Origin of the sequence: Chryseotalea sanaruensis, assembly GCF_003990915.1 — a bacterium.
Taxonomy (GTDB): domain Bacteria; phylum Bacteroidota; class Bacteroidia; order Cytophagales; family Cyclobacteriaceae; genus Chryseotalea; species Chryseotalea sanaruensis.
The window spans coordinates 136549-160437 of record NZ_BHXQ01000003.1; the positions used below are offsets into that span (position 1 = coordinate 136549).

At 39.8% G+C, this 23889-nt stretch carries 23 protein-coding genes; 15 read left to right on the plus strand and 8 right to left on the minus strand.

Annotated elements, in window-relative coordinates; translation table 11 throughout:
• Positions 1–8: 8 nt before the first annotated feature.
• The 3 genes from SanaruYs_RS08515 (at position 9) to SanaruYs_RS08525 (ending at position 2738) form a co-directional block, all read left to right on the plus strand.
• Positions 9–1943: an AAA domain-containing protein gene (locus SanaruYs_RS08515; RefSeq protein WP_127122134.1), complete on the plus strand. Its 1935-nt coding sequence runs from the start codon at positions 9–11 to the stop codon at positions 1941–1943.
• Between the two features lie 142 nt (positions 1944–2085).
• A complete protein-coding gene (locus tag SanaruYs_RS08520) occupies positions 2086–2535 on the plus strand; it encodes a hypothetical protein (RefSeq protein ID WP_127122135.1) in 450 nt (149 codons plus the stop codon).
• A gap of 2 nt (positions 2536–2537) precedes the next feature.
• Positions 2538–2738, plus strand: coding sequence for a helix-turn-helix transcriptional regulator (locus SanaruYs_RS08525; RefSeq protein WP_127122136.1), 201 nt, complete (start codon positions 2538–2540; stop codon positions 2736–2738).
• 50 nt (positions 2739–2788) lie between these two features.
• Here SanaruYs_RS08525 and SanaruYs_RS08530 read toward each other — a convergent pair whose 3' ends face one another.
• The 7 genes from SanaruYs_RS08530 to SanaruYs_RS08560 form a co-directional block, all read right to left on the minus strand.
• Complete coding sequence (locus SanaruYs_RS08530; protein ID WP_127122137.1) at positions 2789–3226, minus strand: hypothetical protein; 438 nt, start codon at positions 3224–3226, stop codon at positions 2789–2791.
• 39 nt (positions 3227–3265) lie between these two features.
• The gene (locus SanaruYs_RS08535) at positions 3266–4543 is read right to left on the minus strand and encodes an FtsX-like permease family protein (RefSeq protein WP_127122138.1); all 1278 of its coding nucleotides are present in this window, start codon (positions 4541–4543) and stop codon (positions 3266–3268) included.
• Positions 4544–4549: 6 nt separating this feature from the next.
• Entirely contained in the window at positions 4550–5188 is a 639-nt protein-coding gene (locus tag SanaruYs_RS08540; protein WP_127122139.1) for an ABC transporter ATP-binding protein, read from the minus strand.
• Positions 5189–5286: 98 nt separating this feature from the next.
• Entirely contained in the window at positions 5287–8535 is a 3249-nt protein-coding gene (locus SanaruYs_RS08545; protein ID WP_246011877.1) for a WD40/YVTN/BNR-like repeat-containing protein, read from the minus strand.
• Between the two features lie 183 nt (positions 8536–8718).
• The gene (locus SanaruYs_RS08550; protein WP_127122140.1) at positions 8719–9996 is read right to left on the minus strand and encodes a hypothetical protein; all 1278 of its coding nucleotides are present in this window, start codon (positions 9994–9996) and stop codon (positions 8719–8721) included.
• 157 nt (positions 9997–10153) lie between these two features.
• The gene (locus tag SanaruYs_RS08555; protein ID WP_127122141.1) at positions 10154–11011 is read right to left on the minus strand and encodes a hypothetical protein; all 858 of its coding nucleotides are present in this window, start codon (positions 11009–11011) and stop codon (positions 10154–10156) included.
• Positions 11001–11630, minus strand: coding sequence for an RNA polymerase sigma factor (locus SanaruYs_RS08560; RefSeq protein ID WP_246011878.1), 630 nt, complete (start codon positions 11628–11630; stop codon positions 11001–11003). The genes SanaruYs_RS08555 and SanaruYs_RS08560 overlap by 11 nt, the downstream gene beginning before the upstream one ends.
• Before the next feature lie 204 nt (positions 11631–11834).
• Here SanaruYs_RS08560 and SanaruYs_RS08565 point away from each other — a divergent pair, with 204 nt between their 5' ends.
• The 12 genes from SanaruYs_RS08565 to hisIE all read left to right on the plus strand — a co-directional run bounded on the left by SanaruYs_RS08565 (position 11835) and on the right by hisIE (position 22540).
• Complete coding sequence (locus SanaruYs_RS08565) at positions 11835–12608, plus strand: class I SAM-dependent methyltransferase (RefSeq protein ID WP_127122142.1); 774 nt, start codon at positions 11835–11837, stop codon at positions 12606–12608.
• 68 nt (positions 12609–12676) lie between these two features.
• Positions 12677–13888, plus strand: coding sequence for an MFS transporter (locus SanaruYs_RS08570; protein WP_127122143.1), 1212 nt, complete (start codon positions 12677–12679; stop codon positions 13886–13888).
• A gap of 147 nt (positions 13889–14035) precedes the next feature.
• Positions 14036–14470 (plus strand): ABA4-like family protein, encoded by a 435-nt coding sequence (locus tag SanaruYs_RS08575; RefSeq protein WP_127122144.1) that lies wholly within the window; start codon positions 14036–14038, stop codon positions 14468–14470.
• Positions 14457–15242 carry a hypothetical protein gene (locus tag SanaruYs_RS08580; protein ID WP_127122145.1) on the plus strand — a complete coding sequence of 262 codons (786 nt, stop codon included), beginning with the start codon at positions 14457–14459 and terminating at the stop codon, positions 15240–15242. Before SanaruYs_RS08575 ends, SanaruYs_RS08580 begins: the two co-directional genes overlap by 14 nt.
• A gap of 251 nt (positions 15243–15493) precedes the next feature.
• The gene (hisG, locus tag SanaruYs_RS08585; protein WP_127122146.1) at positions 15494–16357 is read left to right on the plus strand and encodes an ATP phosphoribosyltransferase; all 864 of its coding nucleotides are present in this window, start codon (positions 15494–15496) and stop codon (positions 16355–16357) included.
• Between the two features lie 16 nt (positions 16358–16373).
• Positions 16374–17666: a histidinol dehydrogenase gene (gene hisD / locus SanaruYs_RS08590; RefSeq protein ID WP_127122147.1), complete on the plus strand. Its 1293-nt coding sequence runs from the start codon at positions 16374–16376 to the stop codon at positions 17664–17666.
• Between the two features lie 9 nt (positions 17667–17675).
• Positions 17676–18713, plus strand: coding sequence for a histidinol-phosphate transaminase (gene hisC / locus SanaruYs_RS08595; protein WP_127122148.1), 1038 nt, complete (start codon positions 17676–17678; stop codon positions 18711–18713).
• Positions 18710–19825: a bifunctional histidinol-phosphatase/imidazoleglycerol-phosphate dehydratase HisB gene (gene hisB, locus SanaruYs_RS08600; protein ID WP_127122149.1), complete on the plus strand. Its 1116-nt coding sequence runs from the start codon at positions 18710–18712 to the stop codon at positions 19823–19825. Before hisC ends, hisB begins: the two co-directional genes overlap by 4 nt.
• Before the next feature lie 59 nt (positions 19826–19884).
• The gene (gene hisH / locus SanaruYs_RS08605; RefSeq protein ID WP_127122150.1) at positions 19885–20475 is read left to right on the plus strand and encodes an imidazole glycerol phosphate synthase subunit HisH; all 591 of its coding nucleotides are present in this window, start codon (positions 19885–19887) and stop codon (positions 20473–20475) included.
• Positions 20472–21188 (plus strand): 1-(5-phosphoribosyl)-5-[(5-phosphoribosylamino)methylideneamino]imidazole-4-carboxamide isomerase, encoded by a 717-nt coding sequence (gene hisA / locus SanaruYs_RS08610; protein WP_174842765.1) that lies wholly within the window; start codon positions 20472–20474, stop codon positions 21186–21188. The genes hisH and hisA overlap by 4 nt, the downstream gene beginning before the upstream one ends.
• Positions 21178–21930, plus strand: a complete 753-nt coding sequence (hisF, locus tag SanaruYs_RS08615) for an imidazole glycerol phosphate synthase subunit HisF (protein ID WP_127122152.1) — start codon at positions 21178–21180, stop codon at positions 21928–21930. Before hisA ends, hisF begins: the two co-directional genes overlap by 11 nt.
• A gap of 1 nt (position 21931) precedes the next feature.
• Positions 21932–22540, plus strand: a complete 609-nt coding sequence (hisIE, locus tag SanaruYs_RS08620) for a bifunctional phosphoribosyl-AMP cyclohydrolase/phosphoribosyl-ATP diphosphatase HisIE (protein ID WP_127122153.1) — start codon at positions 21932–21934, stop codon at positions 22538–22540.
• A 6-nt stretch (positions 22541–22546) separates the two neighbouring features.
• On the opposite strand, the gene SanaruYs_RS08625 is transcribed toward hisIE, so the two are convergent.
• A complete protein-coding gene (locus SanaruYs_RS08625; RefSeq protein ID WP_246011879.1) occupies positions 22547–23866 on the minus strand; it encodes a sialidase family protein in 1320 nt (439 codons plus the stop codon).
• Positions 23867–23889 lie beyond the last annotated feature (23 nt).

The following is a 23889-nucleotide window of genomic DNA, read 5'->3' on the forward strand; positions in this document are numbered from 1 at the left end:
TGTACTTCATGGCCGCACTAGACGACTTAAAAAAAACATTTGAACTGATTAAGCAAGAGCGACAAGCCGACTTGCAACAGTATCAGCAAAAAGTATTACAAAAATCCATTACACAAAAAAAGAAAGATGGTGTATGCTGGTATCCTGTTAAACTAGACAAGACTTACATAGGAACAGGCGAGCGGTTAATTATTGAAGTACAACGAACTAATAACTTCGAGCAAAGGCATTCCTTTCAATCAGGTAAAGCTGTTAGTGTTTTCTCTAATGCTACCAATACGCCCCAGAAAGATCATGTTAGCGGGGTTATCAACTTTGTTCGAGACAACAACATGGTGATTACACTTAATGTTGACGAACTCCCCGACTGGATTGAAGACGGATCACTCGGTGTAGATGTTATGTTTGATGAGATCAGCTACCGTGAAATGGAGTTTGCCCTGAAGACTGTAATGAAAGCAGAGGAAGGCCGAATAGTTGAATTAAGAGATATTTTACTTGGTTATCAAAAAGCAACTTTTATAAACATAGCGTTAGAAAATTCATCCACAACAAGCGCAGTTGCAAGGTTAAATGCCAGTCAGCAGAAGGCGTTGGAAAAAGTCTTAAGTGCAAATGACGTAGGTATTATTCACGGTCCTCCAGGTACAGGAAAAACGACCACACTCGTTCAGGGCATCATACAAACAGTAGCTGAAGAAAAGCAGGTACTGGTTTGTGCCCCCAGCAATGCTGCCATTGATCTATTGGTGGAGAAACTCAGTGAGCAAGGATTGAATGTATTAAGGATAGGGCACCCTGCCCGGGTAACGGAGCAGACTTTAAGCAAAACGCTCGACTCAAGAATTGCCAATCACGAATACTATAAAGACCTGCGTGGCATGCGCAGGAAGATGGAAGAACTCAAAACATTGGCCTTCAAGTTTAAACGCAAGTTTGGCTATGAAGAGCGTGAACAAAGAAAACTTCTACTGAATGAAGTAAAAGCCCTTAAGGCAGATGCCGATGTGTTAGAATTTTATATTACAAACAATCTGATTGAAAAAAGTGATGTGATTGCCTGTACGCTGGTTGGTTCTTCTCATTATGTATTGCGCGGTAAAAAATTTAAAAGTGTTTTTATCGATGAAGCTGCTCAGTCTCTCGAACCTGCCTGTTGGATTCCGCTTTTGAAAGCGCAACGCATCATTTTCGCAGGCGATCATCAGCAGCTCCCTCCTACCATTAAATCATTTGAAGCGGCAAAGGCTGGGTTGGCAGAAACTCTAATGGAAAAATGTATTCGCCATCAACCGGATACGGCCAGTATGTTACAAATCCAATACAGAATGCATGAGGCCATCATGCGTTTTTCTTCAGACTATTTTTATAAAGGTGAATTGATTGCAGATGAAAGTGTGAAACACCATTTGTTAAAAGATGAAGAAGCACCTGTTTTGTTCATCGACACTGCCGGTTGTGGGTATAATGAAGAACAAGACATGGAAACACTCAGCCGCTTTAATAAAGAAGAAGCAGAGTTGCTCATGCGCAGTGTTGAACGGTTGATCCGAGAAATGGGTGAAGAGCGTTGGCTGGAAGAGAAAATTACTTTGGGCATTATTGCACCATACAGTGCCCAGGTTGAATACTTAACTAAACTGGCAGAGCAATCGGAAGAATTAAGTAACCTGAAACACCTGGTAAGCATTAATACAGTTGATGCTTTTCAAGGGCAAGAAAGAGATGTGATAGCCATTGGCTTTGTGCGGTCTAACGATAAGGGTGAAGTTGGTTTTCTCAGCGATATCCGCAGAACCAATGTAGCCTTGACCCGAGCCCGCAAAAAATTACTTGTTGTTGGTGATAGCGCTACACTTGGCGCTCATCCATTCTATTTACAGTGGTTAGAGTACGTTCAAAAAAATGATTTTTATAAAAGTGCTTTTGAATTGGAGTATTAGCATTCAATTGACAATGGTCAATAGTTAATTTAAAGAAATGGACAGAAAGGGTTGATTTTCATCCAAATGTCAATTTTATTTGATTAAATGTAAACTTTATTTTACATTTTATCGTATAATTGTCAAATAAACTTTACATATTATGAAAACAAAACTCCTTTTACCCCGCAACTTCAAATACATTGGGCTTCTTATTTCTGTCATTTTTATAGGCTTTGGCATCGCCAATATGTATTTCCAATTCATGTTCGAGCTTTATACTCCTTTTGAAGTGCCCGGAATTTTTGGTCCCGGTGGCAGTCGCAATGAGCTAACTGATGAGATCCTTGGTGGCGGACTAATTATCGGTTTGATGATGCTGGCCTTTTCAAGAGAAAAAATTGAAGATGAATTTGTCAGTAAGATGAGACTGGAGTCGCTGCTTTGGGCTGTCTATGTGAATTACATTCTCTTGATTCTCGCCTTCTTCTTTGTATATGGAAACTTCTTTTTGGATGTGATCATCTACAACATGTACACCATATTGCTGTTTTTTATTGGCAGATTTAATTTTCTGATGTACCGCCATTTACAAACCCCTGAAAACGATTAAGCATGAAAAATACTATTCGCATTCAGCGTGCTGTAAAAAATATTACGCAAGCGCAATTAGCAGAAGCCATCGGTGTTTCGCGGCAAACAATTAACACAATCGAATCTGGCAAATACGTACCCTCTACAGTATTGGCATTAAAAATGGCAAAGGTATTTGAGAAGTCAGTAGAAGAACTTTTTGAACTGGAAGAAGGGGAATAAAAGAATTGACAATGGTTGATGGAAAAAAGACCATTGTCAATTACTCAAATTTACTTACTTACCAGCACTGCATCAGTCAAAATAAAATTAACGTGCTCAATGTCTTCAGCGTTTAGTTTCAATTTACCTTTTACGGTAATCAAATCATCTACTTCAAACTTAGGCATGCCTTTAATAAAAGTAACTTCCGCAATAGATTCAGGACCGGCACCGCCACAAAAGAAACACTGACTCATAGGATACTTCGATATGATAATGTAATTACCATCTTCAGGTGCAAAGGGAACATAAAAACCTTGGATTGTTACTTCTTTGCCAACCAGTTTATTCAACTCTTCTGTAAAGTTTGGGTAGAATAAATATTCACCAATTTTATCATAATACTTAGGTTCAAATTTGGTCTTGGCAAATTCGTTCCACATATCCTTGGTCTGTGCTGATGCGGCAACTCCAACAATCAAAAAAACAAAAACTAACAGCTTCTTCATAAACACATTTTCAAATTTTCAAATCGGGTATTCTTCAAATCAATTTCCTGCCAATACTTTCGATATATCTGTTCTATAAGCTTGCAAAGCAGGGATAATCGCGCACAGCAGACCTAATAACAAACTTCCGGCCAAAAGTATCCATTCTTCTGTATAAAATACAAGGGCTGTTATACCAGCTTTTTGTGTTTCTTCCACAAGGTTAGTCATTAATGCTAAAACACAATGCCCTAAAGCCAGCCCCAACAAACTGCCAAGCACAGTTAGTACCATCCCTTCCAGCAAAATAGTAAACACAAGTTTTAAACGGCTGGCACCCATAGAGCGCATAATGGCCAAATCATAGCGTCTTTCTTTTAAAGAATTATACAAGGCAATGAAAATACTCAATGCCGAAATGAAAATGAGCACGTAAGCAAAAGCCATCAGGATGTCTACCCCTACACCTAATATTGAGAAAAGGCGTGCTGTTTCAAAAGCGGGTGAAGCTGCCTGTAATGAGCTTTGCGAATTAACCATGCGTGGCATCTGCACCGCACCCATAGGCGAGCGGTAATCCAGTAGCATAGCAGTTATCTCGTGGGTTGAATCATTAGCCGAAACTGAGGGTACTAAGACAGATGGTTTGAAATCAGCCGCTACTTCATGGTGATGATCTTCTTCATCATCGTGATGGTGATCTGCTTCTTCTCCCTCAGCATGTTCTTCATGCATGATCCAGACGCTTTCCACATTGGTAAAAATCAGATTATCGATAACGGTGTTGGAAGGTTTCATAATACCCACCACTTTAAACTGGTGTGCATCATGGCTATGTCCGCCTTCTGTCATGCCGTGGGCACTGGCAAAGGCATCACCGATTTTTAATTTACCAATAGTGGCTACGTTACTCCCAATGGTTACCTCCAGGTTCTTCTTCCACCAAACGCCTTCCTGCAATTGCATTTCGTATAAGTCGGCATATTGCTGATTGGTACCAATTATTCTAAATCCATTATAACTGTCGCCCAACGCCAAAGGAATAGCCTGTTTAATCAGTCTGTTCTTCGCAATCCTTTCCGCTTCATTCAATTTGATATTGCCTGTCGGGAAATCAATATGAAAAATATTGCAGAGAATAAGTTGAAGCGGGCTTCCCTTTGCACCTACCACCAGGTCTATGCCACGCCCGTTCCTGGCAATGTTTTCCTGTAATTGATTATTAAAAAGTAATAAGAGTGTAATCACTGCTATACCAAGGGCCAACAACACAATATTTAAAAAGGTGTTGAGTGGTTTAGCCAGCAGGTAGTTCCAAACAAGTTTAATGACTGACATAAGGTACTAGTATTGAGGTGTTAGAATAACTTGTTTACTAATGTAGTTTTTGATACGCTGATCATGTGTAGCTACAATTAACGAGGCTTTATTTTCTTTAGCTACTTCCATTAAGAGTTGAATAACCTGTTCACAACTGGTATCGTCCAAAGCCGAAGTAGGTTCATCAGCAAGTATAATTGCTGGCTTGTGCATTACTGCCCGGGCAATAGCCACTCGTTGTGCCTGCCCCTGACTAATCTCCGTAACTTTTGCAGTACGTTTAGATGCTATACCTAATCGAGTCAAAACTTCTTCGATTCTTTTTTCATCAATATTTGCTCCCGCCAAGTAAGGCGCCAGTTTCAAATTGTCTTCAACGTTAAGTGCTGTAATTAAATGATTCTTCTGAAAAATGAACCCCATTTGCTTGCCACGGAAAGCATCTAATGCGCTTTCTGAGAGTCGTGACAGCTCCTGTTCTGCAGTGATGACTGATCCTTGATAATTACGTAATAAGCCACCAAGCAGGTGTAGTAGTGTGGTTTTTCCAGACCCAGAAGAACCTAATAACAGACAATGTTCTCCTTGATTTATGATAAAATCAGGGAAAGAAATGGCTTTTTGGCCATTGTAAGTATATGTTAAACCTTTAACCTCAATCATATCTTAATGCAACAATGTTGCAATTTAACTATTATTAGTATTAAACAAAAGAGTCAGGCAAAATACCTGACTCTCCTGCTTAAAACAATGTAAGTCGATTATTTAATAGGGTCGTAATCTTTAAATGGTGAGAGGTTAACCTTCTCCATTAAAGCACGGTATGGTTTCCATTGTGTTTCATAGAAATCGTTAACGCGTTTAGTCAAGGTTGCCATTTTATCAACAGCGTGCTGGTATACGCGCTTATCAGTGTCGCTGATAGGATCGCGTGAACGACCCACGTAACCTTGTGCGGTCTGGATATAAGATATCGGTGTAGGATCAGGTGAACGAACTATCCCCTGACGCTTGTCTACTTTACCGAACATAAAATCGAAGATAACCTCAATTGAATCTTTCATCGCTTTGGTTTTATCCATGGCTTCTTTCAGATCGTTACGTTTAGCTTCCTTCATTTTCTTTTCATACTCCTCTACTATCTCCTTTGATTCGCGCAAACGATCTGCTGCTGTTGTAGCTGATGCACGAAGATTTTGCAAATCTTTAAGCATGTTGTATCTATCCGCATATACTGATGATGCAACCTCCATGCGAGGATCTGCTTTTACTGTAATCATAGTTGAGTCCTTTTGATCGCCATACAGCAAACGAAGTTTGTACGTGCCTGGTAAAACGCTGGTGCCGCCAAAACCACCGAAGCCTCCGCCACCGCCACCACCACGTTGTTCACGTGCAGGCTGGCGTTCGCCTTTTTCATTCATCATCCAGCTCATGCGGTAAACGCCATTTTCTTCTGGTGCCTTCTGACGAAGTGTATTAATTAATACACCTTTGTCGCTGTAGACTTCGAGTTTTACTGAGTCATACTTCACTGTAGATTTTGCTGGAGCCGGTGCAACAGGTTTTGCTTCTTCTTTTCCCTTTTTCACTTTAGCATTTTCAGCAGGTTTGCTGGCTTCTACTGCGGCAGGTTTATTAACCGAATAGGTAATCATGGCACCTGACTGACGATTTTCTCCATTAAATACAGCATTAGCATCAAAGCGAGGACCTGAAGGTTGCTGTATTGAAACAAGGTAAGCATCAGGTGGTGTAAAGATGTGTGCAGTCTTGGTCATCACGTTAGTGGATTTTGCCATTTCGCGCAATGGGCGAATATCATCAAACACATATAAAGCACGACCGAAAGTACCAATCACTAAATCATGTTCGCGTGGGTGAATAACCATATCAATGGTTGGAACACCTGCAGGATATCCGTTAGTCCACTTAGTCCAGTTCTTAGCAGCATCAATACTTACAAACAAACCATTTTCAGTTCCTAAGAACATCAGTTTTGGTTCTACCGGATCTTGCACCACTGAAAGTGTATAGTTGCTCTCGCCTACCTGTGTCCCTGTTACAATACTGACCCACGTTGCACCAAAATCTTTTGTATGAAATAAGTAAGGCTTGTAATCAAACAAACGGTAGTTGTTTACCACTACAAAAGCTTCGCCTGCATTATAGGTTGAAGCCTGTATCTGTGCTACCCAGGCATTCTTAGGCATACCAGCAATTTTAGCCGTGGTATTTGTCCAGCTCTTGCCACCATCTTGTGTTACTTGTATTTGTCCATCGTCAGTACCAACCCATATTACACCTTGCTTTACTTTACTTGGTGCAATGGTTAAAATGGTACAGTGATTTTCAGCACCTGTAGCATCCATGGTCATACCACCACTATCATGTTGCTTTTGCTTTGACTTATCATCTGTGGTTAAATCAGGAGAGATGATATCCCATGTGTCCCCTTTGTTGGTTGATTTGTGAACAAACTGGCTTCCATAATAAATAGTAGCTGTATTAAATGGATCTTGAGCCAGTGCAGAATTCCAATTATAACGAAGCTTCAAATCAGGATTAGGATGGGTAGGTTTTAAATTTTTTGTAAAGCCTGTTTGCAAATCGAAACGAGCCAGGTTTCCACCTTGTGACATGGCATAGCCATAACGATTATCGTCAGGATCGGGAGCAGCATCAAAGCCATCACCGAAAAGCACTTCTTGCCAGTATGAATTTCTGATACCACCGTTTCTCCAAACGTAAGCCGGGCCTACCCATGAACCATTGTCTTGCATACCACCATATACATTGTAAGGGTGTGCCATGTCTACATTGATATGATAGAATTGACCAACAGGAATGTTATCCGCAAATACCCATGTTTTACCCATGTCACGTGAAATATTCAAACCACCATCATTACCATCAATAATCATGTTAGGATTTTCAGGATTGATCCACCATGCATGGTGATCGGGGTGTACACCGTAATAAGGCAATAATTGACTAAATGATTTACCGCCATCTTCACTCACATTAACTCGGGAGAAAATGGTGTATAATCTGTTTTCATTTTTTGGATCAACGTAAATTTCAAAGTAATAAAATGGTCTGTCACCAATTTCGCCTTTATCATTTACCATAGTCCATTTTTCACCACCATCTTCAGAACGATATAAAGCATTTTTCTTTGCTTCCATCAAAGCGTATACAACATTTGGTTTGCTACGTGAGATAGCTAAACCCATTCTTCCAACATCACCTTCAGGTAAGCCTTCTTTTTTGCTGAGTTTTTTCCAGTTCTTTCCACCATCATGGGTAACATATAAACCAGATCCTGGTCCACCTGAACTAAAAGTCCAAGGCATTCTGCGGTGTTCCCACATATTGGCAAACAACTTATTAGGATTAGCAGGATCCATCACCAGTTCACCACAGCCTGTTTTATTATCAACAAATAATATACGTTCCCATGTTGCGCCACCATCGATAGTCTTATAGACACCACGTTCGGGATGTTCGCCCCAGGGAGACCCAATAGCGCCAACATAAACTGTGTTTGGATTTTTAGGATCGATTAGGATTCTGTGAATGTGTCTGGTTTTTTCAAGACCAACTTTTTTCCAGGTCTTTCCACCATCAAGTGTTTTGTATAAACCATCACCTCCATTTAAACTGTTGCGTGGGTTTCCCTCACCAGTACCAACCCATACCACAGCGGGGTTGTCTTGTTGAATAGCAATAGCACCAACTGACAAAGTAGACTCTGAATCAAAGAGCGGTTCCCATGTTACACCTCCGCTATTTGAACGCCACACACCACCAGATGCTGCGCCTGCATAAATAATATCAGGGTTGTTGACAACAGCATCGATCGCAGTAATACGACCACTCATACCTGCGGGACCAATGGCCCGAGGTTTTAAGCCCTTAAGTTTTTCCATGTCCAGTTTCTGGGCAAAGCCTGTTAATCCACACAGGATTAACAAAATGCCCATAGCACATTGTATAGTTTTCTTCATAAGAATTAGTTTTGAATAGTTCAGTAAGATAGGTCTAATTTACTATTCAGGCGGGGGCTGCTTTATTTTCGGGATTTAGAGAAGTTAAGATGCTTCAGAATTATATGAATGGTTGAAAACACTGTCATAAAAAAAAGCGAGGTATCTTCAGACACCTCGCTTTCTTACTTTAATAGACAATCCTTACTGATTAGGTCCCTTCTTTACTTCCATTTTAGCGAGTGCAGCATTCCTATCTAACTTACCACTCATATAGTCCGATAATACGGAAGCTTTGGTCGTGATTTCTATAGTCGAGGGAATTCCACATTCTTTACATTTAGTCAATCGGACATTAAACACTAATGACTCTTCAGGTTTTAAGCTTTTAATCGTGCGTCCATATTCTAAAATATTTTCTTTTAGTTCCTTTTCAAAAGTTGGGTACAACTCTTTCACTTTCTTATTACGTTCTTCCTCTGTAACCTTCTGCGCACTTTGTGTTGGCATTGTAAAATAGCCACGCTCCATTTGATTAGAAGAGAAAACCTGCATGTGATAGATTGCGCCAAAATCTTTCAGGCGTTCATAATAAGTATTTTGTTCTGTGAAAAAAGTTTTTGATAAATCGGGTTGATACAACCTGTCGATAATTGTTGTTAGCAGTTCAAGATCCTGTACACGTTCATTAAGCACTTCACTTTCTACCACTTTAACTTTAGCAACAAACTGTTCTCTTGTTAGCTTGTTAGTTTGGTATTGCTTAATATCAGTACCGTTGGCTTCTATGGATAGGAAGAAACGTTTTTCATCACCCATAAAGCGCCAGTATCGGTTACCACCTTCATTAGTAGCACGGTTAGTTATGATTATACGTTCATCAGGTTTTAACTGGCTTAGAATTGAGCTGTAGTCAGCAAGAAAAGTCTTTGCAGCTTCTGTTAACATTTTATTGAGTTCTTCTTTATCCTTTTCCCTGGCACCAGATCTTACTACCGTAACCCCATTGAGACTGCGTTGCATCTCACGTTCTGATTCGCGCATAGCTACTTCAGCTTCAGCCATTCGTTGTTTTGCATTTGCCATCTGCTCTTCCGCTTCCTCCATTTCTTCGACAGCTTTTCCCCTCAATTCTTCTGTTATCACATCACCTTCCTCATCTGTTTCAATTGAGTAAGTGTAGCCAAAACCTTGTCCACCCTGCACGTGTACCCTGGGAGCCATCGGTGCTCGTGGGGTAACCATGTAGTTCATGGGGAAATTTGAAAAGTTAGGCACCGAAAAAGTTATACCATAACCACTTCGATAAGTACCTTCAACCGAAATAGGAAACCAAGCATCTTTTTCAAGCTGCTGTTTAATCAGGGAACTTAATACGCCCTCTGCAACCTTAATATCGCGCTCCATTCTTTCATCGGTCTGTGCAAAAGCAAGGGTGCTCATTAACATCAGACACACCACATTCAACATCATCTTTTTCATATCTTCTATTTATTAGAATTCTTATTTATTTATTGATTTAAACCATTGTTATTTACTACTCGGGTGTCGTTTAGTTAAGCTTTTTTGTGGCCTCACCTCCTGTCCTCTCCAAAAGGAGAGGATGAGTATAGAAGCTTAACTAAACGACATTGATGTACTAATTCCTGATTCCGGATTTCTGAAAACTAGTACCTGAGTTACTGATTAAGCTTGTTAATATTTGTTCTGTTTCTGCTTTGAAGAGATTATTGTTTTGTTCTACATCTGTAATTTTAGTTTGTAGCAATCGCAAGTCATCATTTCGCTGTTGCTGAAGATATTTAGAGAAATCTACCAACAAATTTTCCATATAATCTTTCTGCTCATTGGTTGTCAGCTTCATATAATCCTGCATCATTCTCATATTCTCAGTCTGTAAACTGGCTACATAAGCAGCAATCTGATCGTTAGATGCACTTGCTACTTGCTGAACCAGAGCATCTACTCTTTCACTATTGCGATTATTGGCAGCAAGGTTTTTACGAATAGATTCATCAATTTTTAATCGGTTTTCTGTTAAGTTTTGTTGCCATGTATCATTATTCTGATGTAAGGATGCGTTAATCATATCCTGCACTTCAGTCTGTGTAAGCATTGGTGTATTGTCAACAGGTGGAGTTATAACTTTTGATCCAAAGCTTATGTGTATACCAGTGTCATCACTTGATATGGATGTATCCGTTAACCTACCCACCACCATGATTAACAACAGTGATGCTGCTATGCTAACAATTGTTTTGGCATAAGGAAAATCCCACAGGCTTCTTGTTTTGTTGTTATCCACAACTATCGGTGGGGCAATCACTTCCTTATCTTCAACAGTGCGTAGCATTTGTTGAAGTGCTTTCATGTTCTCCAATTCAAGTCGGGCATTCGCATTCGCTGTTAAATAAAGCTCCATGCGCTCGCGTTCTTCGCTCTCCATCTCACCGTATAAGTAAGCCATCCACGCTGCTTCGTTTGGTTTATAGCTCATAATGCACTGTATCTTTAGTTATGTTACGTTGTTCTAAAATTTTTTTTAATCCATCAAGTCCGTAATACATTCTGGACTTCACCGTGTTCTCCGAAATATTTAACACTTCTGCTATTTCTCTAAATTTCAATCCTTCAAACTCTTTCATGATCACTACTTCACGCTGCTCTTCACTCAGTGTCATCAAGGCCTGTTGCAATATTTCCGACAACTCTGCTTGCTGAAATTGTCGTTCCGGATTTTCATGTCGCATTGAGCTACCCTCCCACCGCGGAGAATTCTCAGCTTCAGGGTTCACCACAAATTCAAAAGGAACAGACCTATTCGATTTTTTCTTTCTCAGTTCCTCTCGACAATAGTTAACCGCAATGGTATACAACCAGGACTTAAATCTGCTGGTGTCTTGCAAGCCTTCCAGGTTTTTGCACATGGAAATGAAGGTCTTTTGCGCCACTTCCATTGCCATATCATGGTCCTGAAAAAACTTGAAAGCGAAATTATAGATGCGTTTGTACCAAAGCTGCACCAGCTTTCCCTGGGCATTCTTATCACCTTGCCGTGCGCGCAAAAGCAGGGAGTCGGAGTGCATCATGGCAATGTCCAGTAAAGTTTCAGCCACAAATTCAGTTGTTTTAAAGGTTTAAACGCTTCTAATCGATTACGCTATAAAGATGGAGCTGTTGAGCAAAAAGTTTTAAGTGTATCAAAAATATTATTTTATCGCTAGATAAGGGTCCATGGCCGAGAGTCCATAGACAATTGACAGTTGACTATGGTCTATTAACTATGGACTATTGACCATCCGTGTTATCTTGCGCCTTTTATGAAGAAAATTATTGCTTTTCTGATCCGTTTTGTTCCCCGCAAGTACCTCCAACTGGTGGGGGGAGCTGGTTTAAAAGTTACAGGAGCGCTCTTTTACAGGGGGACAAATGTTAGTTGTCCGGTTTGCGATCATCAATACAGAATTTTCTTGCCTTATGGTCGCATCAATACAAGGTCTAATGCCCTTTGCCCGAATTGTTTGTCGTTGGAGCGCCATAGACTTATCTACCGCTATCTACAGGAGAAAACCAGCTTTTTTACTAAGACGCAGGCTGTTTTACACATAGCACCGGAAGCTTGTTTTATTCCGCGATTCGAGAAAATACATGGAGAAGGTTACATTACTGCCGATATAGAATCGCCATTGGCAAAGGTGAAAATGGATATTCACCAAATACCTTTTGAGGACAATCGATTTGATGTAGTGCTTTGTAATCATGTGTTGGAACATGTGCGAGATGATATACAAGCCTTGCGTGAAATTTACAGGGTGATGAAGCCTGGAGGTTTTGCCATTTTGCAAGTACCCTTTTTTAATCCTGTACAAGAACAAACGTTTGAAGACAATAACATTACCGATAAAAGAGAAAGAGAAAGAATTTTTGGGCAGGATGATCACGTTCGTAAATACGGTCATGATTATCCGCAACGAATCCGACAAGCTGGCCTTCAGGCCATCGAGGAGAATTTTGTTAATGAATTAAGTGAAGCAGAACGGCAACGCTTTGGATTGGTGAAGGGGGAAATCATTTATATCGGAAAAAAGCAATAAGTTTTTTCCTCTTGGTCAACCTTTTTCGGTCGTGATGTGTTTAAAACCTTTTACACCATTCTCCCTTCATGAAAAACGAAAGAATTCTGCTGTTTATTCTGGCAGCAATAATGTTTACCCACATTATGGACTTTATGATTATGATGCCGCTTGGGCCGCAGCTCATGCGCATATTCGATATCAGTCCACAGCAATTTGCCTTACTGGTTTCATCGTACACCATTACCGCGGGTATTACTGGATTTATTGCTGCCTTCGCCATCGATCGTTTCGATCGTAAGAATACATTATTGTTTATGTACATCGGTTTTACTGTTGGTACCATCGCTTGTGCTTTTGCTCCAACCTATGCAATACTATTAATCACTCGCTCGCTTGCTGGTGCTTTTGGAGGCGTGTTAGGTGCACTTATTCTTGCCATGGTAAGTGATGCTGTGCCGCTAGAAAGAAGAGCCAAAGGTATTGGTATTGTAATGGCTTCTTTTTCTATTGCTTCTGTATTTGGCGTGCCCTTCGGATTGTTTCTAGCCAGTGAATTTACATGGCATGCACCATTTTTATTTCTTGGGATTTTCTCTGCAGTAATTTGCGTGCTTGTTGTCTTCTTCATCCCTGTTATGCGTGGCCATATTGCAGCCGATGGTAATCATAAAAATCCATGGGAAGTATTAACTGCCATTTTTGGAAATAAAAATGCAAGGCTAGGATTGACCTTCTCAGCTGTACTGATGCTAGGTCATTTCACTATTGTTCCTTTTATTTCTCCTTATATGGTAGGTAATGTTGGTTTTAGTGAAGGCGAACTGATGTATATCTACTTAGTAGGCGGTGCAAGTACCATTTTCTTTTCACCTTGGGTTGGTAAAATGGCTGATAAACATGGTCGTTTAAAAATCTTTACCATTTTTGGTTCACTTGTATTAATTCCCATCATCGCTATTACAAACATGCCACCCTGGCCATTATGGGCAGCGTTGGTTGTTGCAGCTGTGTTCTTTGTTTTTGCCAATGGTCGTATGGTGCCTAGTACTACGATGGAGACTGCTATTATTAAGCCTGAAAATAGAGGAAGCTACATGAGTATACGTTCTTCCATTCAACAACTTACTTCAGGCTTTGCAGCTTTTATAGCGGGCGTAATTGTATCTGAAAAGCCGTCACTGTTCTCAACAGATGCAAAGGCATTGGTGAATTATGAATATGTGGGTTTAATAGCAGTGTTCTTCAGTTTGGTTTCTTTATGGGTTGCCCGTAAGCTTAAGGTAGAAACGGAAGCTTAGATTATAGTTTAGTAAAACATTTTTAACCATACCTGGTTAATTATAAAAGATGCCCGTCCCTTAAGTTTAAGGCGGGCATTTTACTTAAATAAGATTTTCAACAACCGAGAGTATTTCAATTTATGATTACCTTGGTTTAAAAAAGACATGACCCCTGAACTCCTCTTTTCACTTTGCAACTCAGTAGCACCTCTGGGTTGGATCCTTTTACTAGTAGCCCCCCGTTGGAAAGGAACACGTTATGCAGTGCTTTATGGAATTATACCTTTACTATTTGCCTTTGTTTATTTAGGCATTATCATATCTATGGGGGGTATTTCTTTTGGTGATTTTGGCTCTTTGCAAGGCATCAAATCTTTATTTGCCAACGACTATGCTTTGGTGGTAGGATGGGTGCATTATTTAGCTTTTGATTTATTTGTAGGCAGTTGGATTTTGACGAATGGCCAGAAACATAACATCGCTCATTTACTTTTAATACCATGTTTGTTCTTCACTTTCATGCTTGGGCCAGTAGGTTTACTTCTTTATTACACTGTTAGAGCGATAAAGACTAAAAAAGTATTGCATGAAAATTTCTGAGTTCCTCGCCTCACTGAAAAACAGAAACAAGCTACTGTACTATTTCGGCTGGCTGAACTTTGTTGCCTTTGTGGTTTGCTTGCTGCTTTACTTCGTTGACGATACCATTGTTACTGGCATCAATGCCTGGGTTAAGCCTATGAAGTTCACTTTAAGTATTGCCATCTATTCTTGGACCTTCAGTTGGGCACTCCATTATCTTAAAAATAAAGTAATGGTCAGTATTGTCAGCTGGTTTGTGGTCATCACCATGCTAGTGGAAAATGTCATTATCATTACTCAGGCGGCCAGAGGTGAAATATCTCATTATAATATATCCACTGCGCTGAATGGTATGCTCTTTGGTTTGATGGGGGTATTCATTGGGATCAATACTTTCATCAATGCTTTTACGCTATTACTCTTTATGATTAAGAGTCAGGTTACCATTAATGGCTATCAATTACTCGCCTGGCGTGCAGGTCTTCTCCTGTTTTTGATAGGTAGCATATCCGGAGGTTTGATGATTGCCAATATGGGCCATACATTTGGTACGGTTGACGGAGGACCGGGTATTCCTTTTACCAATTGGAGCACGCAAGCGGGCGATATGCGTGCAGCGCACTTTTTTACCCTTCATGGTTTACAACTGATACCCCTATTTGCTTATGTGCTTCCTGACCATAAAAGGAGGAAAACGTTGCTTGTGCTACTTTTTTCAGTGGGATATGCATTGGTTTGTCTGTTAATGCATTACCTGGCTTTACAAGGAAAACCCTTATTGAGCTTTTAAATCGCGATTCAAACAAAAAAACAACCTTCTGACAGAGAAATTTTGATTTCTGACAATCCTTACCTTTATTCGCACCATCAAATCATGAAAAACACACAAAACATAAACCTTCACCACCATCATCATGTTAACCATGCGGATCGTGGCTGCGCTATGTTTTGATTGAACTATAAAACCAATTAAAAGGCTTGTCACGATGTGACAAGCCTTTTTTGTTTTAATCAAACTTTGAAAAAGATAATTAGATAAACATGAGCAATACGTTACTTAGAATCGCCATCCAAAAATCAGGTCGCTTACAAGAAGGTTCACTTGCACTTTTAAAAGAGAGCGGTCTTTCGATCAGCAATGGTCGTGATCAACTGAAAACGCAAGCACGCAATTTTCCGGTTGAAGTACTCTTCTTGCGCGATGATGATATTCCTCAATATGTAGAGGATAACGTAGCCGATATTGGTATTGTTGGAGAAAATGTGTTTGTTGAAAAGCAGAAGCAAAATCAACTTATTAAAAAATTAGATTTCGCTAAATGCAGATTGTGTCTGGCCATTCCACGCTCTGAGAATTACACAGGACTTAAGTGGTTTGAAGGAAAAAATATTGCAACCTCCTACCCTGCTATTGTTCAACAATTTTTAAATAAGAATAATATAAAAGCCGGCATACACGAAATCAGTGGTTCTGTCGAAATTGCCCCAGGTATTGGTTTGGCAGATGGCATTTGTGATATCGTCAGTACAGGTAGTACTTTACTCAGCAATGGTCTTAAGGAAGTAGAGACAGTTCTTTATTCGGAAGCCGTAATGATTGCCAGTCCGCAATTATCAGATGAGAAAAAGACCATACTTAATAAACTCTTATTCAGAATCGAATCGGTTCAGAAAGCAAAAAACAACAAGTACATATTGCTCAATTGCCCTAACGATGCAATCGACAAAATCACTTCTGTAATTCCGGGTATGAATAGTCCAACAATACTACCCTTAAAACGCGAAGGTTGGTCGTCATTACACTCTGTGGTAGACGAGAATGATTTCTGGGATAAAATTGATCAACTGAAATCCTTTGGCGCACAAGGTATTCTGGTCATTCCTATAGAGAAGATGATCGGTTAGACTAAAGAAATCGAATATGAAAATTTTTAATAATCCAAACAGAACAACCTGGGCAGAGTTAACAGCAAGACCAGCACTTGAACTTGATTTTCTGGAGAGTACCGTAAAAAATATTTTAAACCGAGTTAAACTTGGTGGTGATGCTGCCTTAAAAGAACTAACCTTTCAGCTGGATGGTGTACAACTTGATAGTTTATTGGTTAGTGAATCAGAAATAGCAGTAGCAGAAGAAGTGTTAAGTGTTGAGTTAAAGCAAGCCATTATTACGGCACAGCGCAACATTGAAGTATTCCATGCATCTCAAATAAAAACGGAGCATGTTATTGAAACCATGCCCGGAGTTAACTGCTGGAGAAAGGCCGTAGCCATCGATAAGGTTGGCATTTACATTCCAGGAGGCACTGCTCCTTTGTTCTCAACAGTATTAATGTTGGGCACGCCCGCTAAACTGGCTGGTTGCAAAGAAGTAATTTTGTGTACGCCACCTGATAAAAACGGAAAAGTAAATCCAGCCATTCTATTTGCCGCCAATTTAGTAGGTGTTACAAAAATTGTAAAGGTTGGAGGTGCGCAAGCCATCGCTGCCCTTGCCTATGGCACAGAAAGTGTGAACAAAGTTTATAAAATATTTGGGCCAGGTAATCAGTATGTAACAATGGCCAAGCAATTAGTTAATCAACAAGGCACGGCCATTGATATGCCAGCAGGACCTTCTGAAGTATTGGTAATGGCCGATGAGAGCGCAGAAGCTTCCTTTGTCGCTGCGGATTTATTGTCGCAGGCAGAACACGGAACCGATAGTCAGGTGATGCTTGTTCTGCTAAATAAAAATAAACTGAAAGATATTCAGGAAGAAGTAAGCAAACAACTTGAGCTGTTACCCAGAAAAGCAATTGCCGTAAAGGCACTGGAAAACAGCAGAGTCGTTCAGTTTGAAGAATTATCGGAGGCCATTGATTTTGTTAATGAATATGCCCCTGAACACTTAATCATTAATTTGAAAAATGATGAAGAAGTAGCAGAGCAAATTACAAATGCAGGTTCCGTCTTTTTAGGTAACTATACCCCTGAGGCCGCTGGAGACTATGCATCAGGTACAAACCACACCTTGCCAACGAGTGCCTATGCGAAAGCCTATGCCGGAGTTTCACTCGATAGTTTTGTGAAGAATATTACTTACCAGCGCATCAGTAAGGAAGGCATCAGAAATATAGGACCTACTATTGAATACATGGCGGAAGCTGAGCAGCTGGTGGCGCACAAAAGAGCAGTAAGTGTACGCCTTGAAAAATTATTGACAAGCAAATAAAATCTTGCCATGCAGAATTTTGATTTAAACACATTGGTTCGCAAAAATATTATTGCCTTAAAACCTTACTCTTCTGCCCGTGATGAGTTCAAGGGTGAAGCAGAGGTGTATCTTGACGCCAATGAAAACCCGTACCCTTCTGGTTATAACCGTTATCCAGATCCACTACAATGGAAAGTGAAAGAATTGCTTGCCCAACAAAAAGAAGTTAAAGCTGAACAAATTTTTCTAGGTAATGGCAGCGATGAAGCAATCGACTTATTGATCCGTGTATTTTGCGAACCGAATCAGGACAGTGTTATGATAACAGAACCTACCTATGGGATGTACAGGGTTTGTGCTAACATCAATGCGGTAGCTATTCAAAATGTTTTGTTGACAAAAGATTATCAACTTGATACAGAAGGAATATTAAAAGCAGTCACACCAAATACAAAAATCATTTTTTTATGTTCGCCCAATAATCCTACCGGGAACTTGCTTAGCGTTGATGATATCTCTAAAGTGCTTAATAATTTCTCCGGCTTGGTAGTCGTGGATGAAGCTTATATCGATTTTGCAGGAGATGTTAGCTTAATCAAAGAGCTTAAAAAGTATCCTAACCTTGTTATTTTACAAACCTTCTCCAAAGCATGGGGTCTGGCTGGACTTCGTTTGGGGATGTGTTTTGCTTCGGAAGCTATTATTAACTTGCTTAATAAAGTAAAATATCCTTATAATGTTAACATTAAAACGCAGGAGCTTGCTGCAGAGGCGTTATTAAATGCTGATTCAAAAGATAGAGCAGTTGCAGAAATTCTATCCGAGCGAGGCCAATTGGTTGATACGCTTAATCAAATTCCATTTGTCATTAAAGTATATCCATCAGATGCTAATTTTGTTTTAGTGGCGATAGAAAATGCGTCTGTGACTTATCAGAAACTGATGCAACAAGGAATTATTGTGAGAGATCGATCAACGGTAGTGCTATGCGAGAGTTCATTGCGCATCACTATCGGTACACCTGAAGAAAATAAGAAATTGATAAATTCATTAAAGCAGATATGAAAAAAGTTTTATTCATTGATAGAGACGGGACATTGATTATAGAACCGCCAGATCAACAGATCGACAGTCTGGAGAAATTGGAATTTTATCCAGGTGTTTTCGCTGGCTTGTCCCAAGTGGTGGCTGCTAATGCTTTTGAACTTGTCATGGTTACTAATCAGGATGGCCTAGGCACTAACAGCTTTCCAGAAGACACTTTCTGGCCTGCACAAAATAAAATGCTGAAAACGCTGTCAAATGAGAATATCAACTTTTCAGCTGTTCATGTTGACAGGAGTTTTCCTCATGAAAATAAAGCAACAAGGAAACCTGGTACCGCTATGCTGACTCAGTATTTCTCGAAAGATTACGATCTCAATGCTTCCTTCGTTATTGGTGATCGAATTACTGATATTGAACTTGCTAAAAATCTTGGTTGCAAAGGGATACTTATCAACGATGGCTCTTTGCTACAAACGCTTAAAGAAAAATCACTGGAAGAGTATTGTTCACTGATTACCGGCTCATGGTTGGAGATTGCAACCTTCCTGATTAAACCAGCGCGCAAAGCAGAGCATGTTCGCAAAACAAAGGAAACTGACATTAAGATTTCTTTGAATCTTGATGGTACTGGTATTGCCAATAATAAAACAGGTTTAGGTTTTTTCGATCACATGTTGGATCAATTGGCTAAGCACGGAAATATCGACTTAGCTGTTGATGTAAAAGGAGATCTGCACATCGATGAACACCACACAATAGAAGACACAGCACTTGCCATAGGTGAAGCCTTTGGAAAAGCATTGGGTGATAAACGTGGCATAGAACGCTACGGCTATTGTTTACCTATGGATGATTGTCTGGCGCAGGCTGCCATCGATTTTGGAGGCAGACCATGGCTAGTGTGGGAAGCAGAATTTAAAAGGGAAAAAATTGGTGAAATGCCAACTGAAATGTTCTTTCACTTTTTTAAATCCTTCTCTGATGCTTCTAAATGTAATTTGAACATTAAAGCAGAGGGCAATAACGAACACCATAAAATAGAAGCCATTTTTAAAGCTTTTGCTAAATCAATTAAAATGGCGTTGAAAAGAGAAGGAAATGAGCTACCAACTACGAAGGGAATTATTTGAAATGACGAATGGAGAAGTCAATTTCAAATTTCGTAAATCGTAAATCGTAATTCGTAAATATGAAAGTAGTTATAATCAAATACAATGCAGGTAACATACGCTCCATGGCTTTTGCTATGGAAAGACTTGGTATTGACTATAGCATTACCGACAATCAAGAGGAAATAAAAACAGCTGATAAAGTAATTTTTCCCGGTGTTGGTGAAGCGCGATCTACAATGGATTACCTGCAAGCGCTTAAGTTGGATTTACTGATCAAAGATTTAAAGCAACCTGTATTGGGTGTTTGCTTGGGCATGCAATTGATGTGCGCTTATTCGGAGGAGAATGATACAAAGTGTTTGGGTATCTTTGACGAAACAGTGAAACAGTTTATTCCCAAGAATGCAGAGAAGGTTCCGCACATGGGTTGGAACTCAATAGCACTCAGTAATTCTTGGATTGATGCCTCTCTAGACGAAGCTTACATGTATTTTGTGCACAGTTACTATGTTCCAGTAAACCAAAACACAGCAGCTATTACTGATTATATTCAACCCTTTAGTGCCGCATTGCAAAAAGATAATTTTTATGCGGTTCAATTTCATCCTGAAAAATCTGCCACAGTTGGTGAAAATGTATTGCGTTCATTTCTAAATATTCAATCATGAAAATTGTTCCTGCTATCGATATCATAAACGGTCAATGTGTACGATTAACACAAGGCGATTACGAGCAAAAAAAGATATATAATGATAATCCAATAGAAGTTGCCAAGGAGTTTGAAGCAGTCGGAATCAAATACCTGCATGTTGTAGACCTTGATGGCGCTAAAGCAGGCAGCATCCAAAATTTCTCTACCATAGAAAAGCTTGCAAAAGAAACAAATTTGCAGATTGATGTAGGTGGTGGCATCAAAACACAAGAAGATATTCAAAGACTTTTAGACATTGGTGTTGCGCAAGTAAACCTCGGCAGTATTGCTGCTAAAAATCCGGATCTGGTAAATGAATGGCTAGATCATTTTGGACCAGAAAAAATTATAATTAGTGCGGACGTCCGCGATGAAAAAATTGCATTGCATGGCTGGCAAGAGCAATCACTATTATCCATTTATGATTTCCTTCAGCTATTCCCTTCAAAACGTTTGTATGTAACTTGCACAGACATTGCTACAGATGGTATGTTGTCAGGGCCGAACTTAGCACTGTATCAAAATATCCAAGAAAGATTTCCTGATGCCAGTATTACAGCTAGTGGTGGTGTTAGTGCTACTCACGATCTCGATGCCCTGTTAAAACTACAAGTAGACGGTGTCATCATTGGTAAGGCGATTTATGAAAACAAAATATCACTCACTGAATTAAGTAAGTATGTTAACTAAGCGCATCATCCCTTGTCTTGATATTAAAGAAGGTCGCACTGTTAAGGGAATTAACTTTGAAAGCATAAGGGATGCCGGTGATCCGGTAGAACTCGCTTCACTTTACGCACAGCAAGGGGCAGATGAGTTAGTTTTCTTAGATATTGCTGCCACAAATGAAAATAGAAAAACATTTTCCAGCCTGGTTCGAGAAATTGCGAGATATATCAACATACCGTTTACAGTCGGTGGTGGCATCAGTTCGGTTGAGGATGCCAGTGCGTTATTAGAAGCAGGAGCAGATAAAGTAAGCATTAACTCTGCTGCTGTTCGCAATCCTAAGTTGATTGATGAAATGGCAAAGGCTTTCGGATCTCAATTTGTGGTTGTTGCAATTGATGCAAAGAAAGTGGATAATCCGTGGATTGTTCATACGCATGGTGGTAAAAAACCAACCGACAAAAAATTATTCTCATGGGCAGAAGAAGCACAGCAACGCGGTGCTGGTGAAATTTTGTTTACAAGTATGAATCATGATGGCACCAAAAACGGATTTGCCATCGATGCATTAAGTAAACTAAATCAATTATTAAGTATACCCGTTATCGCTTCTGGTGGAGCAGGCAATATGGGCCACTTCATGGACGTATTCCTGCTCGGAAAAGCAGACGCTGCGTTGGCCGCAAGTATCTTTCACTTTGGCGAAGTACCGCTACCTGATCTAAAAAAATATTTAAAAGATAGAAACATTAGTATCCGATAATATGGAGAAACTTACAATTGATTTTTCGAAGAATGACGGACTTGTACCCTGCATAGTTCAGGATGCCAATACTCAAGTAGTGTTAATGCTCGGTTACATGAATGAAGAAGCCTATACCAAAACGCTGCAGGAGAAAAGAGTTACTTTTTATAGCCGAAGCAAAAAGAGATTATGGACAAAAGGTGAAACAACACAACATTATCTTAATTTAGTTTCTATCGCTATTGATTGCGATCAGGATACGCTACTTATTAAAGCAATTCCCCAAGGCCCCACTTGCCATACAGGTGCTGACACTTGCTTCAATGAAGTCAATCGAAAAAACTGGTCTATTCATTCACTAGAGGAAATTGTTCAGGAAAGAAAATCAAATCCAACTGCAAGTTCTTATACCAATAAACTTTTAGCTTCTGGTATTAATAAAGTAGCACAAAAAGTGGGAGAAGAGGCAGTAGAATTAGTTATAGAAAGTAAAGACGATAACCAAGAATTATTCTTAGGCGAAGCAGCTGATTTAATGTACCATTACCTTGTTTTGTTAGCTGCTAAGGGCTTTACATTAAGTGATGTTGAGAATGTGTTGGAAAAGAGACATGCAAAGGCTTCGTAGTCTATACTATTTCTTCGTTTCAGCCAACTTCACCAAATCCTCATGTTTTATAATGGTAGTCCAAACACTGGTCTTACCCTCATCCATTCTTGTCCAGACCGGAGCAATGACTCCATCATGTGCAGCAATGTTTGTATAGTCGCCAAAGAACACGTCTTCATCCGGAACAAAGGAAGTTTCACTTATTTTTACATTGGTAAATGATATACCTGCATTGATTGAATAAGCCAGGTAAACATCTGTTGCATTTCCATCTTGTTCGCGTCTGTCGTAAAAAACAGTATATATATATCCAGTCTTATGGTCTATTGTTACCCAAGGAAAAAACTGATGCTTACCAGAAGTATCGTTGTTAATTAAGGTAGGTTGTGTCCAATTGTCGCCAAAGTTATTGGAGCGTGAAAAGAAAATATCTGTGTTGTCTTTTCCATTACGCTGATCGGCCCAAACTAAATACAACATACCGCTGGCACTGCTCTTCGGATTATTATCACAAACGAGTACTGGCATACCATTGGCTCTCATGATGCCTGGTATATCCATGGCCCACCCCCCTACATGCTCAAAAATAGCCAAGTCGTTACGCAGCCAGGTGTCACCACTATCGAAGGAGCGATCAAAAAAGATTTTACCTTGATTTGACCATGCAACGAATAATTTACCATCGCTGCTTACAGCCGGTACAGCGCCTTCTGCGGTGTTGTCATCATCAATACAATCTCCAGGTGTTTGAGAAAGTATAATAGGTGTAGACCACTTCTCTCCTTTGTTAGCCGATTTACTAAACATGATGTTCGACTGGCAAGCAGGATCTTTAGAGCCGTATTGATCAAACTGTGTCCATGCAACATAAATATTTCCAGTCTTCGGACTAATCACTGGCCATTGCTTATCCTGATCTTTGGGAGGATTGTGCCCTATGGAAAAACCCTCTCCCCAACTGGCTCCTTTATCTTTAGATTTATTGACGACTATCCTATCCAGCCAGGCTTCGTTGCTACGCCCTTCACCAGAAGGGTCAGCTAAATGAAAAAAGTAAAAATCGCCTTTGCTATCTGAAACAACTGCCGGATCTCCATAAACGCCAAAAGGTGAAGTAACCGTTGCGTCCTTCCAGGTAGTACCTCCGTCTTCTGTGTAAATAATCCTATCAAGAATTACCCCAACTACAATATTGTTCTTGTCCTTCAGGTTAATAGCTATGCTTGGCTCGCAAGGCTGGAATTTATCACCTGCTTTTGCCTCTGCTAATTTGATATTTTTAAACTGAGCATTTGCTGCCAATGATGAAAAGATGACTAACAGCGCAAAAAATAAAAGCCTCATATACCAAACATTAAAACGACATA

Bases quoted from the DNA above. Each gene is read 5' to 3' on its own strand.
- hisD (WP_127122147.1), top strand. From the start codon at position 16,374: ATGAAAATTTTTAATAATCCAAACAGAACAACCTGGGCAGAGTTAACA.
- SanaruYs_RS08625 (WP_246011879.1), bottom strand. From the start codon at position 23,866: ATGAGGCTTTTATTTTTTGCGCTGTTAGTCATCTTTTCATCATTGGCA.
- SanaruYs_RS08545 (WP_246011877.1), bottom strand. From the start codon at position 8,535: ATGAAGAAAACTATACAATGTGCTATGGGCATTTTGTTAATCCTGTGT.
- hisF (WP_127122152.1), top strand. From the start codon at position 21,178: ATGTTAACTAAGCGCATCATCCCTTGTCTTGATATTAAAGAAGGTCGC.
- SanaruYs_RS08555 (WP_127122141.1), bottom strand. From the start codon at position 11,011: ATGAGCTATAAACCAAACGAAGCAGCGTGGATGGCTTACTTATACGGT.
- SanaruYs_RS08570 (WP_127122143.1), top strand. From the start codon at position 12,677: ATGAAAAACGAAAGAATTCTGCTGTTTATTCTGGCAGCAATAATGTTT.
- hisC (WP_127122148.1), top strand. From the start codon at position 17,676: ATGCAGAATTTTGATTTAAACACATTGGTTCGCAAAAATATTATTGCC.
- SanaruYs_RS08515 (WP_127122134.1), top strand. From the start codon at position 9: ATGGCCGCACTAGACGACTTAAAAAAAACATTTGAACTGATTAAGCAA.
- SanaruYs_RS08575 (WP_127122144.1), top strand. From the start codon at position 14,036: ATGACCCCTGAACTCCTCTTTTCACTTTGCAACTCAGTAGCACCTCTG.
- SanaruYs_RS08550 (WP_127122140.1), bottom strand. From the start codon at position 9,996: ATGAAAAAGATGATGTTGAATGTGGTGTGTCTGATGTTAATGAGCACC.
- hisB (WP_127122149.1), top strand. From the start codon at position 18,710: ATGAAAAAAGTTTTATTCATTGATAGAGACGGGACATTGATTATAGAA.
- SanaruYs_RS08525 (WP_127122136.1), top strand. From the start codon at position 2,538: ATGAAAAATACTATTCGCATTCAGCGTGCTGTAAAAAATATTACGCAA.
- SanaruYs_RS08530 (WP_127122137.1), bottom strand. From the start codon at position 3,226: ATGAAGAAGCTGTTAGTTTTTGTTTTTTTGATTGTTGGAGTTGCCGCA.
- hisH (WP_127122150.1), top strand. From the start codon at position 19,885: ATGAAAGTAGTTATAATCAAATACAATGCAGGTAACATACGCTCCATG.
- SanaruYs_RS08535 (WP_127122138.1), bottom strand. From the start codon at position 4,543: ATGTCAGTCATTAAACTTGTTTGGAACTACCTGCTGGCTAAACCACTC.
- hisIE (WP_127122153.1), top strand. From the start codon at position 21,932: ATGGAGAAACTTACAATTGATTTTTCGAAGAATGACGGACTTGTACCC.
- SanaruYs_RS08540 (WP_127122139.1), bottom strand. From the start codon at position 5,188: ATGATTGAGGTTAAAGGTTTAACATATACTTACAATGGCCAAAAAGCC.
- hisA (WP_174842765.1), top strand. From the start codon at position 20,472: ATGAAAATTGTTCCTGCTATCGATATCATAAACGGTCAATGTGTACGA.
- hisG (WP_127122146.1), top strand. From the start codon at position 15,494: ATGAGCAATACGTTACTTAGAATCGCCATCCAAAAATCAGGTCGCTTA.
- SanaruYs_RS08520 (WP_127122135.1), top strand. From the start codon at position 2,086: ATGAAAACAAAACTCCTTTTACCCCGCAACTTCAAATACATTGGGCTT.
- SanaruYs_RS08565 (WP_127122142.1), top strand. From the start codon at position 11,835: ATGAAGAAAATTATTGCTTTTCTGATCCGTTTTGTTCCCCGCAAGTAC.
- SanaruYs_RS08580 (WP_127122145.1), top strand. From the start codon at position 14,457: ATGAAAATTTCTGAGTTCCTCGCCTCACTGAAAAACAGAAACAAGCTA.